Source organism: Terrabacter aeriphilus (assembly GCF_039542985.1).
GTDB lineage: Bacteria > Actinomycetota > Actinomycetes > Actinomycetales > Dermatophilaceae > Terrabacter > Terrabacter aeriphilus.
Genome location: NZ_BAABIW010000010.1, coordinates 59,338 through 74,017, shown reverse-complemented (window position 1 = coordinate 74,017; position 14,680 = coordinate 59,338). Strand labels below are relative to the sequence as shown.

The 14,680-nt window shown below is 72.4% G+C and carries 14 protein-coding genes; 5 read left to right on the top strand and 9 right to left on the bottom strand.

From position 1 onward, the window contains the following. Position 1 precedes the first annotated feature (1 nt). Complete coding sequence (gene recA, locus ABD979_RS07275) at positions 2-1,051, bottom strand: recombinase RecA (RefSeq protein ID WP_425583934.1); 1,050 nt, start codon at positions 1,049-1,051, stop codon at positions 2-4. 231 nt (positions 1,052-1,282) lie between these two features. Further along, a complete protein-coding gene (locus tag ABD979_RS07270; protein ID WP_345506796.1) occupies positions 1,283-1,525 on the bottom strand; it encodes a DUF3046 domain-containing protein in 243 nt (80 codons plus the stop codon). Between the two features lie 160 nt (positions 1,526-1,685). Between ABD979_RS07270 and ABD979_RS07265 the strand changes: the two genes are divergently transcribed. Then, positions 1,686-3,362, top strand: coding sequence for a DUF3352 domain-containing protein (locus ABD979_RS07265; protein ID WP_345506795.1), 1,677 nt, complete (start codon positions 1,686-1,688; stop codon positions 3,360-3,362). 114 nt (positions 3,363-3,476) lie between these two features. Here the strand turns inward: ABD979_RS07265 and ABD979_RS07260 are convergent, their stop codons facing one another. Genes ABD979_RS07260 through rimO form a run of 6 tightly spaced genes read right to left on the bottom strand, consistent with a single transcriptional unit; the run spans position 3,477 to position 8,609 of the window. Then, complete coding sequence (locus tag ABD979_RS07260; protein WP_345506794.1) at positions 3,477-4,574, bottom strand: mandelate racemase/muconate lactonizing enzyme family protein; 1,098 nt, start codon at positions 4,572-4,574, stop codon at positions 3,477-3,479. Then, the gene (locus tag ABD979_RS07255; RefSeq protein WP_345506793.1) at positions 4,571-5,443 is read right to left on the bottom strand and encodes a serine hydrolase; all 873 of its coding nucleotides are present in this window, start codon (positions 5,441-5,443) and stop codon (positions 4,571-4,573) included. The genes ABD979_RS07260 and ABD979_RS07255 overlap by 4 nt, the downstream gene beginning before the upstream one ends. A gap of 17 nt (positions 5,444-5,460) precedes the next feature. Then, complete coding sequence (locus ABD979_RS07250; RefSeq protein WP_345506792.1) at positions 5,461-5,763, bottom strand: helix-turn-helix domain-containing protein; 303 nt, start codon at positions 5,761-5,763, stop codon at positions 5,461-5,463. Continuing rightward, positions 5,741-6,391, bottom strand: a complete 651-nt coding sequence (locus ABD979_RS07245; protein WP_345506791.1) for a CinA family protein — start codon at positions 6,389-6,391, stop codon at positions 5,741-5,743. Before ABD979_RS07245 ends, ABD979_RS07250 begins: the two co-directional genes overlap by 23 nt. A gap of 2 nt (positions 6,392-6,393) precedes the next feature. Further along, entirely contained in the window at positions 6,394-7,137 is a 744-nt protein-coding gene (gene pgsA, locus ABD979_RS07240; protein WP_345506790.1) for a CDP-diacylglycerol--glycerol-3-phosphate 3-phosphatidyltransferase, read from the bottom strand. Continuing rightward, positions 7,134-8,609 carry a 30S ribosomal protein S12 methylthiotransferase RimO gene (rimO, locus tag ABD979_RS07235; RefSeq protein WP_345506789.1) on the bottom strand — a complete coding sequence of 492 codons (1,476 nt, stop codon included), beginning with the start codon at positions 8,607-8,609 and terminating at the stop codon, positions 7,134-7,136. The genes pgsA and rimO overlap by 4 nt, the downstream gene beginning before the upstream one ends. Positions 8,610-8,637: 28 nt before the next feature. Between rimO and ABD979_RS07230 the strand changes: the two genes are divergently transcribed. Continuing rightward, positions 8,638-9,858, top strand: a complete 1,221-nt coding sequence (locus tag ABD979_RS07230) for a dipeptidase (RefSeq protein WP_425583933.1) — start codon at positions 8,638-8,640, stop codon at positions 9,856-9,858. A gap of 57 nt (positions 9,859-9,915) precedes the next feature. Here ABD979_RS07230 and ABD979_RS07225 read toward each other — a convergent pair whose 3' ends face one another. After that, the gene (locus ABD979_RS07225; RefSeq protein WP_345506787.1) at positions 9,916-10,662 is read right to left on the bottom strand and encodes an ion channel; all 747 of its coding nucleotides are present in this window, start codon (positions 10,660-10,662) and stop codon (positions 9,916-9,918) included. A 101-nt stretch (positions 10,663-10,763) separates the two neighbouring features. On the opposite strand from ABD979_RS07225, the gene ABD979_RS20080 reads away from it, so the two are divergent. The 3 genes from ABD979_RS20080 to kdpB are packed head-to-tail and all read left to right on the top strand — an operon-like array spanning position 10,764 to position 14,625. Beyond that, on the top strand, positions 10,764-10,850 hold the full coding sequence (locus ABD979_RS20080) for a potassium-transporting ATPase subunit F (RefSeq protein WP_425583938.1): 87 nt from the start codon (positions 10,764-10,766) through the stop codon (positions 10,848-10,850). Next, positions 10,850-12,496 (top strand): potassium-transporting ATPase subunit KdpA, encoded by a 1,647-nt coding sequence (gene kdpA, locus ABD979_RS07220; RefSeq protein ID WP_345506786.1) that lies wholly within the window; start codon positions 10,850-10,852, stop codon positions 12,494-12,496. Before ABD979_RS20080 ends, kdpA begins: the two co-directional genes overlap by 1 nt. Then, the gene (gene kdpB, locus ABD979_RS07215) at positions 12,493-14,625 is read left to right on the top strand and encodes a potassium-transporting ATPase subunit KdpB (protein WP_345506785.1); all 2,133 of its coding nucleotides are present in this window, start codon (positions 12,493-12,495) and stop codon (positions 14,623-14,625) included. The genes kdpA and kdpB overlap by 4 nt, the downstream gene beginning before the upstream one ends. Positions 14,626-14,680 lie beyond the last annotated feature (55 nt).

Below are 14,680 nucleotides of genomic sequence, written 5' to 3'. Positions count from 1 at the left end.
ATCAGAAGTCGACGGGCACGTCCGCGACCTCGGCCGGCTGGTCGACGCGGGGGCCCACCCCGAGCTTCTCCTTGACCTTCTTCTCGATCTCGTCGGCGAGGTCGGGGTTGTCCTTGAGGAAGTTGCGGGCGTTCTCCTTGCCCTGGCCCAGCTGGTCGCCCTCGTAGGTGTACCAGGCACCGGCCTTGCGGACGAAGCCGTGCTCGACGCCCATGTCGATGAGCCCGCCCTCGCGGGAGATGCCGTGGCCGTAGAGGATGTCGAACTCGGCCTGCTTGAACGGCGGCGAGACCTTGTTCTTGACGACCTTGACGCGCGTGCGGTTGCCGACCGGGTCGGTGCCGTCCTTGAGCGTCTCGATGCGACGGACGTCGAGACGGACCGAGGCGTAGAACTTCAACGCCTTGCCACCCGTCGTCGTCTCGGGCGAGCCGAACATGACGCCGATCTTCTCGCGGAGCTGGTTGATGAAGATGGCGGTCGTGCCGGTGTTGTTGAGCGCACCGGTGAGCTTGCGCAGCGCCTGGCTCATGAGGCGGGCCTGCAGACCGACGTGACTGTCGCCCATCTCGCCCTCGATCTCGGCCCGCGGCACGAGCGCGGCGACCGAGTCGATGACGATGATGTCGAGGGCGCCGGACCGGATCAGCATGTCGGCGATCTCGAGCGCCTGCTCACCCGTGTCGGGCTGCGACACGAGCAGGGCGTCGGTGTCGACACCGAGCTTCTTGGCGTAGTCGGGGTCGAGGGCGTGCTCGGCGTCGATGAACGCCGCGATGCCGCCGGCCTTCTGGGCGTTCGCGACGGCATGGAGGGCGACGGTCGTCTTGCCCGAGGACTCCGGGCCGTAGATCTCGACGACACGGCCGCGCGGGAGTCCGCCGATGCCGAGCGCGACGTCGAGCGCGATCGAGCCCGTGGGGATCACCTCGATCGGCGGGCGGATGTCGTCGCCGAGGCGCATGACGGCACCCTTGCCGTAGCTCTTCTCGATCTGGCCCATCACCGAGGAGAGGGCCTTGTCCTTGTCCTTCATCTGCACCGAAGCCATGTCGGTCACCTATCTGCCGTCTGCGTTGCGGTCGTCTACCTTCGACCCGGGCCGAGGCCTCGCCGGTGCGAGATCCGCTGTCGGGTCAGACGTTAGGTGCCGGCGCCGACATCGGGGTGTTCCACGAGACGGCCTGTGGACGATGGGGGTGGTGGCGCAGGACCTGTGGAGAACACTACCGAACACGTGTTCGACCCGGAGCACGACACGCCGCGAGACGCCGTCGCGTCCTCAGCGACCCGAACGACCGCCCTCGGCCCCCCGCGCGACGCGCGTGTCACGGCCGAGGCGTCGCGCCGGCGGGACGTCCATGTCGACGCAGAGCGCCTCCCACACCGCCCGCGGGGGCTCGCCGTCGGCGAGGGCCTGCGCAGCCGTGCGGTTGCCGAGCGCCCCGATCACGTGGTCACGGGCGAGGGACCCGGCATACGCCGCGCCGAACTCGTCGTCCATCAGGGTCCAGAAGTGGCTCATCCGCACTCCTGCAGTCTGCCACTCCCCCGCCGGGAACCCCGCCGCGCGCATCCGGCGTCCGAGGGTTGCCGCAAGCGCGCACGCCCGCGTCCCGCGACCGGTATCGTCCTCATTCGCCCGTGCCCACACGGGCCCAGCGCACACGTCAGGGGAGCAACCAATGACCGAAGACCACCCGGGACCCACCGAGGGTCCCTCCGACGCGCCCGACCCGTCGGCCGCCGGCACGCCCGGCCCGGAGACCACGCAGGCCGTCCCGACCGAGCACACCGTGCCGGTGCCGCAGTACTCCTACCCCGCCGGCGCCGACGCGACGTCCGCGCACGCGCCCGCCGCGGCCGGCGTCGCGCTCGCCGACGAGGCGACGCAGCCCACCACCGGTGGTCGCCGCCGCACGGGCCTGCTCGTCGGGGCGCTCGCGACGGTGCTCGTGCTCGGTGGTGCCGGCATCGTCGCCACCACCGCGCTGAGCGGCGGTGGTGCCCAGCCCGCCGAGGTGCTGCCCGGCGACGCCTATGCCTACGTGCGGCTCGACATCGACCCGTCGGCCGGCCAGAAGATCGCTGCCGTCCGCTTCCTCGGCAAGCTGCCGCAGGTCAAGGACACCCTCGGCAGCGACGACCCGCGCAAGAAGCTCTGGGAGCTCGCGACGAAGGACTCGAGCAACGCCTGCGCGGCGAAGTTCAGCTACGACTCCGACATCGCCCCGTGGCTCGGCGACCGCGCTGGTGCCGCCTTCCGCCCGGGCGGCACGAGCGACAAGCCGAACGTCGCGATCGCCGTGCAGGTCAAGGACGAGGACGCCGCCAGGGACACGCTGACGAAGCTGCTCGCGTGCGACACCGACGGCACGGGCGCCGAGCTGCGGATGAAGGACGGCTACGCCCTCATCACGCCGAAGGGCACCGGCGACGCCACCGTCGCGGCCGTCGACCGCGGCTCGCTCGCCGACAACGCGACGTTCGCCGACGACATGGGCGCGCTCGGCGAGCAGGGCGTCATGTCGGCCTGGTTCGACGCGACCAACGGGATCAAGGAGATCTCGAAGCTCGGTGGGTCCGGCATGGACTCGACCCTGGCGACCGCCGGGGCGAAGGGACGCTTCGCCGCGGCCCTGCGCTTCGACGCCGACTACGTCGAGCTGTCGGGCGTCTTCCGCGGCGCCGACGGGACCAAGGCGGTCAAGGGTGACGGCGCGCAGCTCGTCAACCTCCCGGACAACACCGTCGCGGCCATGCACGTGGCCGGCGGCGACCAGCTCGTCGACACCGCGTGGCCGCAGGTGAAGAAGCAGCTCGACTCGCTGGGATCGGCCCAGGGCCAGAATGACCTCGTCGGCCAGCTCGAGGACCAGCTCGACGTCAAGCTGCCCGACGACCTCAAGCTGCTCCTCGGCCGGTCGTTCACCCTCGCCCTGCCCGAGCAGGACTTCCAGAGCGGGACGTTCAGCATCGGTGGCAAGGTCGTCACGAGCGACGCGAAGCGCGCCGACGAGCTGCTCGGCCGCCTCGGCGCCCTCGCGGGCGGCGGCACCGACCCGCTGACCCACTCGGTCGACGGCGACACCGTCTACGCGGCGACGACCCAGGCCTACGCCGATGCCCTCAAGGCCGGCGGCAAGCTCGGTGACAGCGACGCCTTCAAGCTGGCGGTCGGTGACGTCTCGTCGTCGACGACGGCCGTCTTCGTCGACCTCGACAAGATCGAGAAGCTCTACCTCGGCGAGATGAAGGGCGACCAGAAGTCGTTCGTCGAGTCGCTGCGCTCGGTCGGCATCAACCAGTCGAGCACGGGCGACGGCGAGGGCACGTTCTCGCTGCGTCTCGTCGGCAACTGACCGACCTCGTCCGCACGACCGAGGGCCCCGCCGGTGGCGGGGCCCTCAGTCGTCCCAGGCATCGTCGTCCCAGGCATCGTCGTCCCAGGCATCGTCGGCCCGAGGGCGCTCGGCTCAGAGGCGGCGACCGATGCCGAAACCGCCCGCCGTGGGTAGCTGGATCTCGTTGCCGGAGTAGGCGATCCCGTGCTCGACGGGGGACGCCACGGACCACCACGCCGCATCGAGGTCGCTCACCTCGGTCGTCGGCTCGGCCGCGACGAGCGCCGCCGCGGCGCCGACACCGATGTGGCTCTCCATCATCGAGCCGACGATGGTGCGCAGCCCCGCCTCGTGCGCGCGGCGCAGCAGGTCGCGACCCGTCGTCAGCGACCCGCACTTGGCGAGCTTGACGTTGACGAGATCGGCGGCACCGAGCCGGATGATCCGCTCGAGGTCGTGCGGCCCGTAGCAGGACTCGTCGGCCATGACCGGCAGCCCGACCCGCTCACGCACCCACGCGAGGCCCTCGACGTCCTCGGCGACGACGGGCTGCTCGACGAACTCGACGCCGAGGTCGGCCACCTCGAGGGCGCGGATGACCTGCACCGCCTCCTCGCGCGTCCAGCCCTGGTTGGCGTCGAGGCGGATCGCCACGTCGGCCCCCACCGCGTCACGCACCGCGGCCACCCGCTGCACGTCGGTGCCCGCGTCGGTGCCCACCTTCATCTTCAGCGTGCGGAAGCCCTCGGTGACCCGCCGTCGGGCGGTGTCGGCGAGGGCGTCGGCCGCGCCCGCCGAGAGGGTGACGTCGGTCGTCAGCCGATCACGGATGCCGTCCGGCCGGCCGGCGAGCAGGGCGGCGACGGAGGTGCCCTCCGCCTGGGCGACGAGGTCGTGCAGGGCCGCGTCGACGGCGGCCTTGGCCCCGAAGTTGCGCGCCACGGCGCGCTGCACGAGGGCGGCCGCCGCGGCGAGGTCGTCACGGTCGTCGAGCGGTCGGCCGACGACGACCGGGGCCAGCATCTGCTCGATGCAGGCCGTGGCGCCGGCGAGCGACTCCCCCGTCACCTGCCAGACCTGGGGCGCCTCGCCCCAGCCGGTGCGGCCGTCGCTGTCGGTGACCGTGACGACCACGGTGTCGGTCGTCTCGGTGCGGCGCAGCGCCGTGACGAAGGGCGTGTGCAGGCGCACCGAGGAGGGCGTCGCGATGACGCGGTCGATGGTCGTCATGCCCCCGCCCCCTCGGCGTGGGCGGCCGCCCACACGTCGCGCGCGATGCCGGCCACGAACGCCGCCGCCTCGGTCTCCTCGAGGTCGATCGTCGTGCAGACCGCGAGGACGAAGGGCTCCTCACCCGCCGGGCGCACGAGCGCCACGTCGTGCGAGACGCCCGGGATCCAGCCGGACTTGCTCGCGGTGGGCGTGCCGTCCGGCAGGCCGGCAGGCACCTGGTCGACGTGCCGCTGACGCGCCAGCAGCTCCTCGACCGGGCCGAGCACCGGCTCGCCGCCGAGAGCCTCGTCGCGCCGGCCCACGGCCGCCATGACGAGCCCGAGGTCGGAGGCCGTCACCGTGTTCGTGATGCCGGCCTCGCGGGCGGCGGCGTCCTCGATGCCCCGCCCGACGACGGTGCGGGGCGAGCACCCCACGAGGCGCAGCACCTCGGCGACCTCCTCGAGCCCGACGACGCCGAGCAGCAGGTTGGTCGCGATGTTGCTCGACTCCGTGATGGCGGCGTCGGCGAGCTCGGCCACGGTGCGGCTGCCGCCGACGGCGCCCCACGTGAGCGGGTCCTGGTCCTCGCCCTCGTCGAGCGCGAAGGGGCTGCCGTCGAGCACGGAGGCGAAGGTGCCGGTCACCGGCACGTCCGCGTGCAGGTCGAGCTCACCGCGCACGGCCCGGCGGTGCGCCGCGACCACGAGCGGCAGCTTCATCGTCGAGGCGGCGTAGTGCGGGGCCTCTGCCTCGTGCGCGTAGCGCAGGCGACCGTCGAGGTCACCGAGCCACACCGAGACCGAGGCGGGACCGCCGTCCCGGGCGCGGTGGTCGACGACGGCCCGATGCAGGCGGGAGTCCAGGTCCGAGAAGGGCGTTGGCACCCTGAAACGGTAGACGATCAGGCAGCGGAGGCCGACACCACGTCGCCGGTCGGCACCGGCAGGGTGACCGTCGTCGCCATGCCCTCGCTCTCGGCCATGCGGCTCGAGACGTCGATGAGGACCTGCGAGAGGGGCAGCTCGAGCGCCCCGCAGATGGAGGCCAGCAGCTCGGACGAGGCTTCCTTCTCGCCGCGCTCGACCTCGCTGAGGTAGCCGAGCGAGACGGATGCCGTCGCCGAGACCTCACGGAGCGTGCGGCCCTGCGCGCGACGGCGCTCACGGAGGACGTCGCCGAGCTCACGTCGCAGGAGTGTCACCATCTCGCCCTCCTTCGGGTCGCTGGGTCGGATCAGTGGGGTCGCGGTCAGCCTCCGGGCCGGTCGCTAGGGCTACCGTACCCCGTGCCTCCGCCGGTGGCGCAGGAGTTGCGCCGGTGGCGCCGGCCTGCTCGACCGCGAGCCGCAGCACGGCCTCGACCGTGCCCGCCCGGATCTGCGCCCGGCTCCCGTTCAACCGCAGGGCGCGCGTGACTGTTCCCGCCGGACCGGCCACGGCGACGTGCACGGTGCCGGCCGGCTTGCCCTCCGCGGGTCCGGGTCCCGCCACCCCGGTCGTGGCCAGCCCCCACGTCGCGCCGAGCCGGCGGCGCGCCCCCTCGGCCATGGCGAGCGCCACCTGCGGGTCGACCGTCCCCACCTGCGACACGAGCGCGGCCGGGACGTCGAGCAGCAGCGTCTTGAGCTCGGCGGCATACGCGACGACACCTCCGCGGAGCACGGCCGAGGCGCCGGGCGTGTCGGCGACGGTCGCGGCGACGAGGCCCGCCGTCAGCGACTCCGCGCACGCGAGCGTCTGCCCGGCCGCCGTCAGCAGGGCGACGAGCTCGGCACCCGCCGAGGAGGTGGGCGCAGGGGTCGGGGTGCGCTCGGCGCCGCGGTCGGCGACCACGCTCAGTTCCGCTCGGTGGTCCGCTCGGGGGCCGTGGGCTCGTGCGGCTGCGGCAGGCGTACCGGCTCCGACGCGTCGGGCGCCCCGCCCGACCGGGCAGCACCCGCGGCGGCTCGCGCGGCACGGCGCAGCCGTGTGCGCTCGCTCGTCTGGCGCAGCCGGGCCGCCTTGAAGACGTAGTCGACCCCGCTCACGACCGTCATGACGAAAGCCGCACCGAGCAGGACGTAGGCGATCGTCGTCAGCACGTCGCCGAACGGCCAGACCCAGAGGGGCAGCGTGAGCGAGCCGAGCGACAGCGTCTGCAGCATCGTCTTCAGCTTGCCGCCGCGCCCGGCCGGCATGACGCCGTGCCGGATGACGACGAAGCGCAGCACCGTGATGCCGATCTCGCGCACGAGGATGACGACGGTGACCCACCACCACACGACCCCGAGCAGCGAGAGGCCGATGAACGCCGTGCCCGTCAGCGCCTTGTCGGCGATGGGGTCCGCGACCTTGCCGAAGTTCGTGATCTCGCCACGGCGCCGCGCGAGCTTGCCGTCCACCCCGTCGGTGACCGCGGCGACCGCGAAGACCACCCAGGCCCAGAAGCGCCACCACGGCTGCTCGCCGCCGTCCTGGAAGAGCAGCACGGCGTAGACGGGCACGAGGAGGAAGCGCAGCACCGTCAGGGCGTTCGGCAGGTTCCAGTCGGTGGGTTTGGGCGACGGGCCCTCGCCCCGGTGGAGCGTCTCCTTCGTCATCGCGGCTCCGCGAGCAGGTCGATCCCCTCGGTGCCGACGACGACCGCCGCCACGAGGTCTCCGACCCGGGGCGCCGGGGCGCCCTCGGGCACGTGCACGATCGTCACGCCGTCGACGTCGGGCCCCTGGAAGTCCGCCCGGCCGATGACCGACCCGTCCTCCTCGTCGATCTCCTCGACGAGCACGACGACCCGCTCGCCGACGCGCTCCTCGGCCCGCTGGGCGTTGAGCTCCTCGACGAGGCGCGTGAAGCGGTCGAGCCGCTCGGCGACGACCTCGGGGGCGAGCTTGTCGGCATACCCCTCGGCCTCGGTGCCGTCCTCGTCGGAGTAGCCGAAGACGCCGACGACGTCGAGGCGGGCGGCGGTGAGGAACGCCTCGAGCTCGTCGAGGTCGGCCTCGGTCTCGCCGGGGAAGCCGACGATGACGTTGCACCGGATGCCGGCGTGCGGCGCGTCGGCGCGCACGCGGGCGAGCAGGTCGAGGAAGGCCTCGCGCGAGCCGAAGCGGCGCATCGAGCGCAGCAGGGGCTCCGAGGCGTGCTGGAAGGAGATGTCGTAGTAGGGCACGACGCCGGGGGTGTCGGCCATGGCCCGCAGCAGGCCGGGGCGGATCTCGGCCGGCTGGAGGTAGGAGACGCGGACGCGCTCGACGCCCTCGATGGCGGTCAGCTCGGGCAGCAGCTTCTCGAGGAGCGCGAGGTCGCCGAGGTCCTTGCCGTAGCTCGTCGAGTTCTCGGAGACGAGGAAGAGCTCCTTGACGCCCTGCTCGGCGAGCCAGCGCGCCTCGGCGACGATGTCGGCGGGACGGCGCGAGAGGAACGCCCCGCGGAACATCGGGATGGCGCAGAACGAGCACCGGCGGTCGCAGCCCGACGCGATCTTGAGCGGCGCCCACGGGCGGCCGTCGAGGCGGGCCCGGATGACGCGCGGGCCGCTAGCCGGCGTCGGCACGTCGGCGTCGGCGAGGTCGGGACGCTCGTCGCCGTGCCCGGGCAGGGCGACACCGGCCGAGCCGGCCTGGCGCTCGACGGGGGTCAGCGGCAGCAGGGTGCGGCGGTCGCCCGGCGTGTGGCTCTCGACGTGGCCGCCGGCGAGGATCGTCTGCAGGTGCGCGCTCATGTCGCGGTAGGAGTCGAAGCCGAGCACGGCGTCGGCCTCGGGCAGCTGGTCGGCGAGCTCCTTGCCGTAGCGCTCGGCGAGGCAGCCGACCGCGACGACCTTCTGGGTGCGGGCGCCGTCGCCCTTGAGGTCGGAGGCCTCGAGGAGCGCGTCGATGGAGTCCTTCTTCGCCTGCTCGACGAAGCCGCAGGTGTTGACGACGGCCACGTCGGCCTCGGACGCGTCGTCGACGAGACGCCAGCCCTCCGCGAGCAGCCGTCCGGCCAGCTCCTCGGAGTCGACCTCGTTGCGCGTGCACCCGAGGGTGACGAGTGCGACGCTCTTGTCGGCGCTCGGGTGGGGAGGGGTCATGCGTCCACTCTAGAGGCCGGGGTGTTCAATGGCCGACATGCTCGGACCCGCCCCCCACCGCCGCGACGACCTGCTGGCCCGGGCCCGCGACCTGCTGCGTGAGCACCCGCTCGTCGACGGTCACAACGACCTGCCGTGGGAGGCGCGCGTGCAGACGGGCTACGACTTCGAGGCGCTCGACCTCGCCGGCCGCGTCGCGACGACCCAGACCGACCTCCCCCGCCTCGCCGAGGGCGGCGTCGGGGCGCAGTTCTGGTCGGTCTTCGTGCCGAGCACCCTGCAGGGCGACTCGGCCGTCACCGCCACGCTCGAGCAGGTCGACGGCGTGCACCGGATGATCGGGGCGTATGCCGACCGGCTGGCGCTCGCGCGCACCGCCGACGAGGTCGAGGCCGCCACCGCGTCGGGCCGCATCGCCTCGCTCCTCGGCGCCGAGGGCGGGCACTCGATCGGGTGCTCGCTCGGCACGCTGCGCCTGCTCCACGTCCTCGGCGTGCGCTACCTCACCCTGACGCACAACGACAACACGCCCTGGGCCGACTCCGCGACCGACGTGCCCGTCGTCGGCGGGCTCAGCGAGTTCGGCCGTGAGGTCGTGCGCGAGATGAACCGGCTCGGGATGATGGTCGACCTCAGCCACGTCGCCGCGACGACGATGCGTGACGCGCTCGGGACGACCGACGCGCCCGTCGTCTTCAGCCACTCGTCGGCGCTGGCCCTCTGCGACACCCCACGCAACGTGCCCGACGACGTGCTCGCGGCGCTGCCGGCCAACGGCGGCGTCTGCATGGTGACCTTCGTGCCCGAGTTCGTCTCGCCGGCGACGGCGGCGTGGCGCGTCGAGGCGGCCGCCGCGGCGGCCGAGGTCGGGGTCGACGCCAAGGACTGGGAGGCGTTCGCGCGCTTCTCCGCGACGTGGCAGCCCGAGCACCCGAAGCCCGACGCGACGATCGAGCAGGTCGTGGCGCACGTCGAGCACGTGCGCGAGGTGGCCGGCATCGACCACGTCGGCATCGGCGGCGACTACGACGGCACCGACACCTTCCCCGTCGGGCTCGAGGACGTCAGCGGCTACCCGCGACTCGTCGCGGCGCTCCTCGAGCGGTCGTGGTCCGAGGCCGACGTCGCACAGCTCGTCCGCGGCAACACGCTCCGCGTCATGCGCGACGTCGAGGCCGTGGCCCGCGACCTGCAGGCGACCCGGGCCCCGAGCCTCGCGACGTTCGCCGCCCTCGACGGGCCGCGCTGACCGCGCTGACCGCGCTGACCGCGCCGGACGGCATACGGCCTCGGCGGGCGACGCGACCTACTGGCGGAAGCGGGCGATCGTCAGGCCGACGAGGCGGGCGACGACGAGCGCGACGTAGAGCATGCCCGCGATCTGCTGGAGCAGCACGAACGCCCGCGCGTGCGGCTCGACGGCGTAGATGTCCGACAGACCCGTCGAGGTCATCGTCGTGATGGAGAGGTAGAGCAGCTCGAACCACGTGCGCGTGCCGGGCTCGCCGGACTCGCCGTAGATTGTGAAGGAGTGCGGGTAGGCGATCTGCACCGCGAGGTAGAGGTAGGCAAAGCCCCAGGCCACGACCGTGAACGTCGCGCCCGTCGCGTAGAGCTCGTCGCGCGTGACCCAGTTGTCCGCGAACATGTAGCGCAGCAGGCCGTAGCCCGTGTAGACGTAGAACAGGGCGTGCAGGACCGAGCTCCAGAACGTCAGCGTCGTGTTGTTCGTCCAGATCGCCTCGGCGATCGTCAGGACCACGACCGGGCCACCGAGCCCGGCGGCGACCCACGTCAGCGCCGGCGTGGCCCGCACCGCCCGGACGGCGAGGAAGAGCACGACGAGCCCGATGAGCCCGAAGATCGCCCGGCCCACCTCCTGCACGTCGCCGCGCCGGGTCTCGATGAACGGGTAGGCGAGCAACGCCCCGAGCTGAACGAAGAGGAGCAGCGCGCACGGCAGCTCGGCGACCTTGCGGCGCAGGCGGTCCACCCGCGACGGCGGTCCCGTCCTTCGCGGTGATGACGGCCAGAGCTCGAGCGACGCACTCACGCCTCGGACTCTAGTGGCGGGCCCGTCAAGATCGCGTCAAGAGGCGTCAGCGCGCGGTCAACGCCGCCTTCGGGGCGTGCGGCCGAGCCTAGGAATGAGGCATGTTCTCCACCATCCTCCTGCTCGTGGTCGGGGTCGCCGTGCTGGCCTACCTCGTCCACGTCCTGCTGCACGCGGACCGCTTCTGATGAGCGACACCGCCAGCGGGCTGCTCACCATCGCCGTCCTCGTCGCCGCCCTCGCCGCCGTCCACGTGCCGCTCGGCGCGTGGATGGCCCGCGTCTTCACCGACACCAGGCACTGGCGCGTCGAGCGCCTCGTCTACCGGCTCTGCCGCGTGGACCCGTCGTCCGAGCAGCGGTGGACGACGTATGCCGTGGCCGTCGTGGGCTTCTCGCTCGTCGGCATCGTGCTGCTCTTCGCGCTCATCGCCCTGCAGGGAGTGCTCCCCCTCGCCCGCGGCGCCTCGATGCACCTCGACACCGCCCTCAACACCGCCGTCTCGTTCGTCACGAACACGAACTGGCAGTCGTACGCCGGTGAGTCGGGCACGTCGCCGCTCGTGCAGACGCTCGGCCTCACCGTCCAGAACTTCGTCTCGCCGGCCGTCGGCCTCGCGGTGGCGGTCGCCCTCGTGCGCGGCATCGCGCGCTCGAGCGGCACCGAGATCGGCAACTTCTGGGTCGACCTCGTGCGAGGCACCGTTCGGATCCTGCTGCCGCTCGCCCTCGTCGGCGCCGTCGTGCTGCTGCTCGGCGGGGTCATCCAGAACCTCACCGAGCCGACGACCGTCACGACGGTCTCGGGCGGCTCGCAGGTCATCCAGGGTGGGCTCGTCGCGTCGCAGGAGGCCATCAAGGAGCTCGGCACGAACGGCGGCGGCTACTTCAACGCCAACTCGGCCCACCCCTTCGAGAACCCCACGGCCTGGACGAACCTCGTCGAGATCTTCCTCATCCTCGTCATCCCGTTCTCGCTCCCGCGGACCTACGGCATCCTCGTCGGCGACCGCCGCCAGGGCTGGACCGTGCTCGGCTTCATGGCTGCCCTCTGGGGCCTCATGGTCGCGGCCGTCACGTGGGCCGAGGTGAACGCCGCGAGCGGTCCGCTCGGCGGCCTCGAGGGCAAGGAGGTGCGCTTCGGCATCTGGCCCTCGGCCCTCTTCGCCGCGAGCACGACCGGCACGTCGACCGGCGCCGTCAACTCGATGCACGAGAGCTACAGCCCGCTCGGTGGCGGCGGCGTGCTCTTCTCGATGCTCCTCGGCGAGGTCTCGCCCGGCGGCGTCGGCTCCGGCCTCTACGGCGCCCTGCTCCTCGCGATCCTCACGGTCTTCATCTCCGGCCTCATGGTCGGACGCACCCCGGAGCTGCTCGGCAAGCAGGTCGGCCGCCGCGAGATCACGCTGACCGCGCTCGCGCTGCTCGTCATGCCCGCGCTCGTGCTCGTCTTCACCGGCATCGGCATGGTCGCCCCCCTCGTGTCCTCCCAGATGCTCGCGTCGGGGCCGCACGGTCTCACCGAGGTGATGTACGCCTACGCCTCCGCGGCCAACAACAACGGGAGCGCGTTCGCCGGCTTCTCGGCGGACACGCCCTACACGAACCTCACGCTGGCGCTCTGCATGCTCCTCGGCCGCTTCGTGCCCGTCGTCCTCGTGCTGGCCCTTGCGGGTTCCCTTGTCGCCCAGCGGCGCCGACCTGTCAACGCCGGCACCCTGCCCACCCACACACCCACCTTCGCGGGCCTCTTCGTCGGGGTCGCGGTCATCGTGACCGGCCTGACGTTCTTCCCCGCGCTCGCTCTCGGTCCCCTCGCGGAGGCACTGTCATGACCCTGTCCCCCTCACCCGCCCCCGTCCGCACCGACGCGCCGTCGGCCGGCGGCCCGACCCCGGAGCCGGCGCCGTCCGGAACCGCGCCCGCACCGTCGTCGCTCCGGGTGCTCGCCCGCCAGCTCGTCGCGACGTTCCCCGAGGCCGTGCGCAAGCTCGACCCGCGGCACGTCTGGCGCAGCCCCGTCGTCTTCGTCGTGTGGGTCGGCTCGCTCCTCACGACCGTCGTCGCGGTCATCGACCCGACGTGGTTCGCGTGGAGCATCACGCTCTGGCTCTGGGCCACCGTCCTCTTCGCCAACATGGCCGAGGCCGTCGCCGAGGGGCGCGGCAAGGCCCAGGCCGCCACGCTGCGCGCGACGCGGACGACGACGACGGCGCAGCGCCGACGCGCCGACCGCTCGCTCGAGACCGTCGCCGCCTCGGAGCTGACGATCGGCGACGTCGTCGTCGTGCGCCCCGGCGAGGTCATCCCCGGCGACGGCGACGTCATCGAGGGCATGGCCACCGTCGACGAGTCCGCCATCACCGGCGAGTCGGCCCCCGTCATCCGCGAGTCCGGTGGTGACCGCTCGGCCGTCACCGGCGGCACGACGGTGCTGTCCGACGGCATCACGGTGCGCATCACGACGAAGCCCGGCGAGACGTTCATCGACCGGATGATCGCCCTCGTCGAGGGCGCGGCCCGGCAGAAGACGCCGAACGAGATCGCGCTGACGATCCTGCTGACGACCCTGACGATCATCTTCGTCCTCGCCGTCATGGCCATCCAGCCGCTCGCGGTCTACTCCGGCCAGGAGCAGTCGGTCGTCGTCCTCGTGGCGCTCCTCGTCTGCCTCATCCCGACGACCATCGGTGCCCTGCTCTCGGCCATCGGCATCGCCGGCATGGACCGGCTCGTCCAGCACAATGTCCTCGCCATGTCGGGCCGGGCCGTCGAGGCGGCGGGTGACGTGTCGACGCTGCTGCTCGACAAGACCGGCACCATCACCTTCGGCAACCGCCGGGCGACCGAGCTGCTCGCGGCCCCCGGCCTCGGCGACTCCGAGGTCACCGAGGCGGCATACCTCTCGTCGCTGGCCGACGAGACGCCCGAGGGCCGCTCGATCGTCGAGCTCGCCGCCGCCGACCTCTCCGACGAGACGCGGAGCCGCTTCGACGACGTGCGTCGCCAGGGCGCCACCTTCGTGGAGTTCACGGCGCAGACCCGCATGTCCGGGGTCGACCTGCCCGACGGCACGGCCGTGCGCAAGGGCGCGTCCGACGCCGTCTGCCGCTGGGTCTCCGACCACGGCGGTGACGTGCCGCAGGGAGTCCTGACCGAAGTCAACGGCATCGCGAGCGCCGGCGGCACACCCCTCGTCGTCGCGTCCGCGCCGGCCGGCGGGCAGCCGCGCGTGCTCGGGGTCGAGCACCTCAAGGACGTCGTCAAGCCGGGGATGAAGGAGCGCTTCGCGCAGCTGCGGGCCATGGGCATCCGCACCGTCATGATCACGGGCGACAACCCGCTCACGGCGAAGTCCATCGCGCAGGAGGCCGGCGTCGACGACTTCCTCGCCGAGGCGACGCCCGAGGACAAGATGGCGCTCATCAAGAAGGAGCAGGAGGGCGGCCGGCTCGTCGCCATGACGGGCGACGGCACGAACGACGCCCCTGCCCTCGCGCAGTCCGACGTCGGCGTCGCGATGAACACCGGCACGTCGGCGGCCAAGGAGGCCGCCAACATGGTCGACCTCGACTCGGACCCGACGAAGCTCATCGACATCGTGTCGATCGGCAAGCAGCTGCTCATCACGCGGGGCGCGCTGACGACCTTCTCGATCGCCAACGACATCGCGAAGTACTTCGCCATCATCCCGGCGATGTTCGTCGTGCTCTTCCCCGGCCTCGACGCGCTCAACGTCATGGGGCTCTCGACACCGCAGTCCGCGATGCTGTCGGCCGTCATCTTCAACGCGCTCATCATCGTGGCGCTGATCCCCCTGTCGCTGAGGGGTGTTCGCTACCGGCCCGCCGGCAGCACCGCCCTGCTGCGACGCAACATCCTCGTCTACGGCGTCGGCGGCGTCATCGCCCCGTTCATCGGCATCAAGCTCATCGACCTCGTCGTCAGCCACCTCCCGCTGTGAACCCCGTGAACGCCACGACCCCCGTGAACCCCGTGACCCCCGTGACCCCGGAATC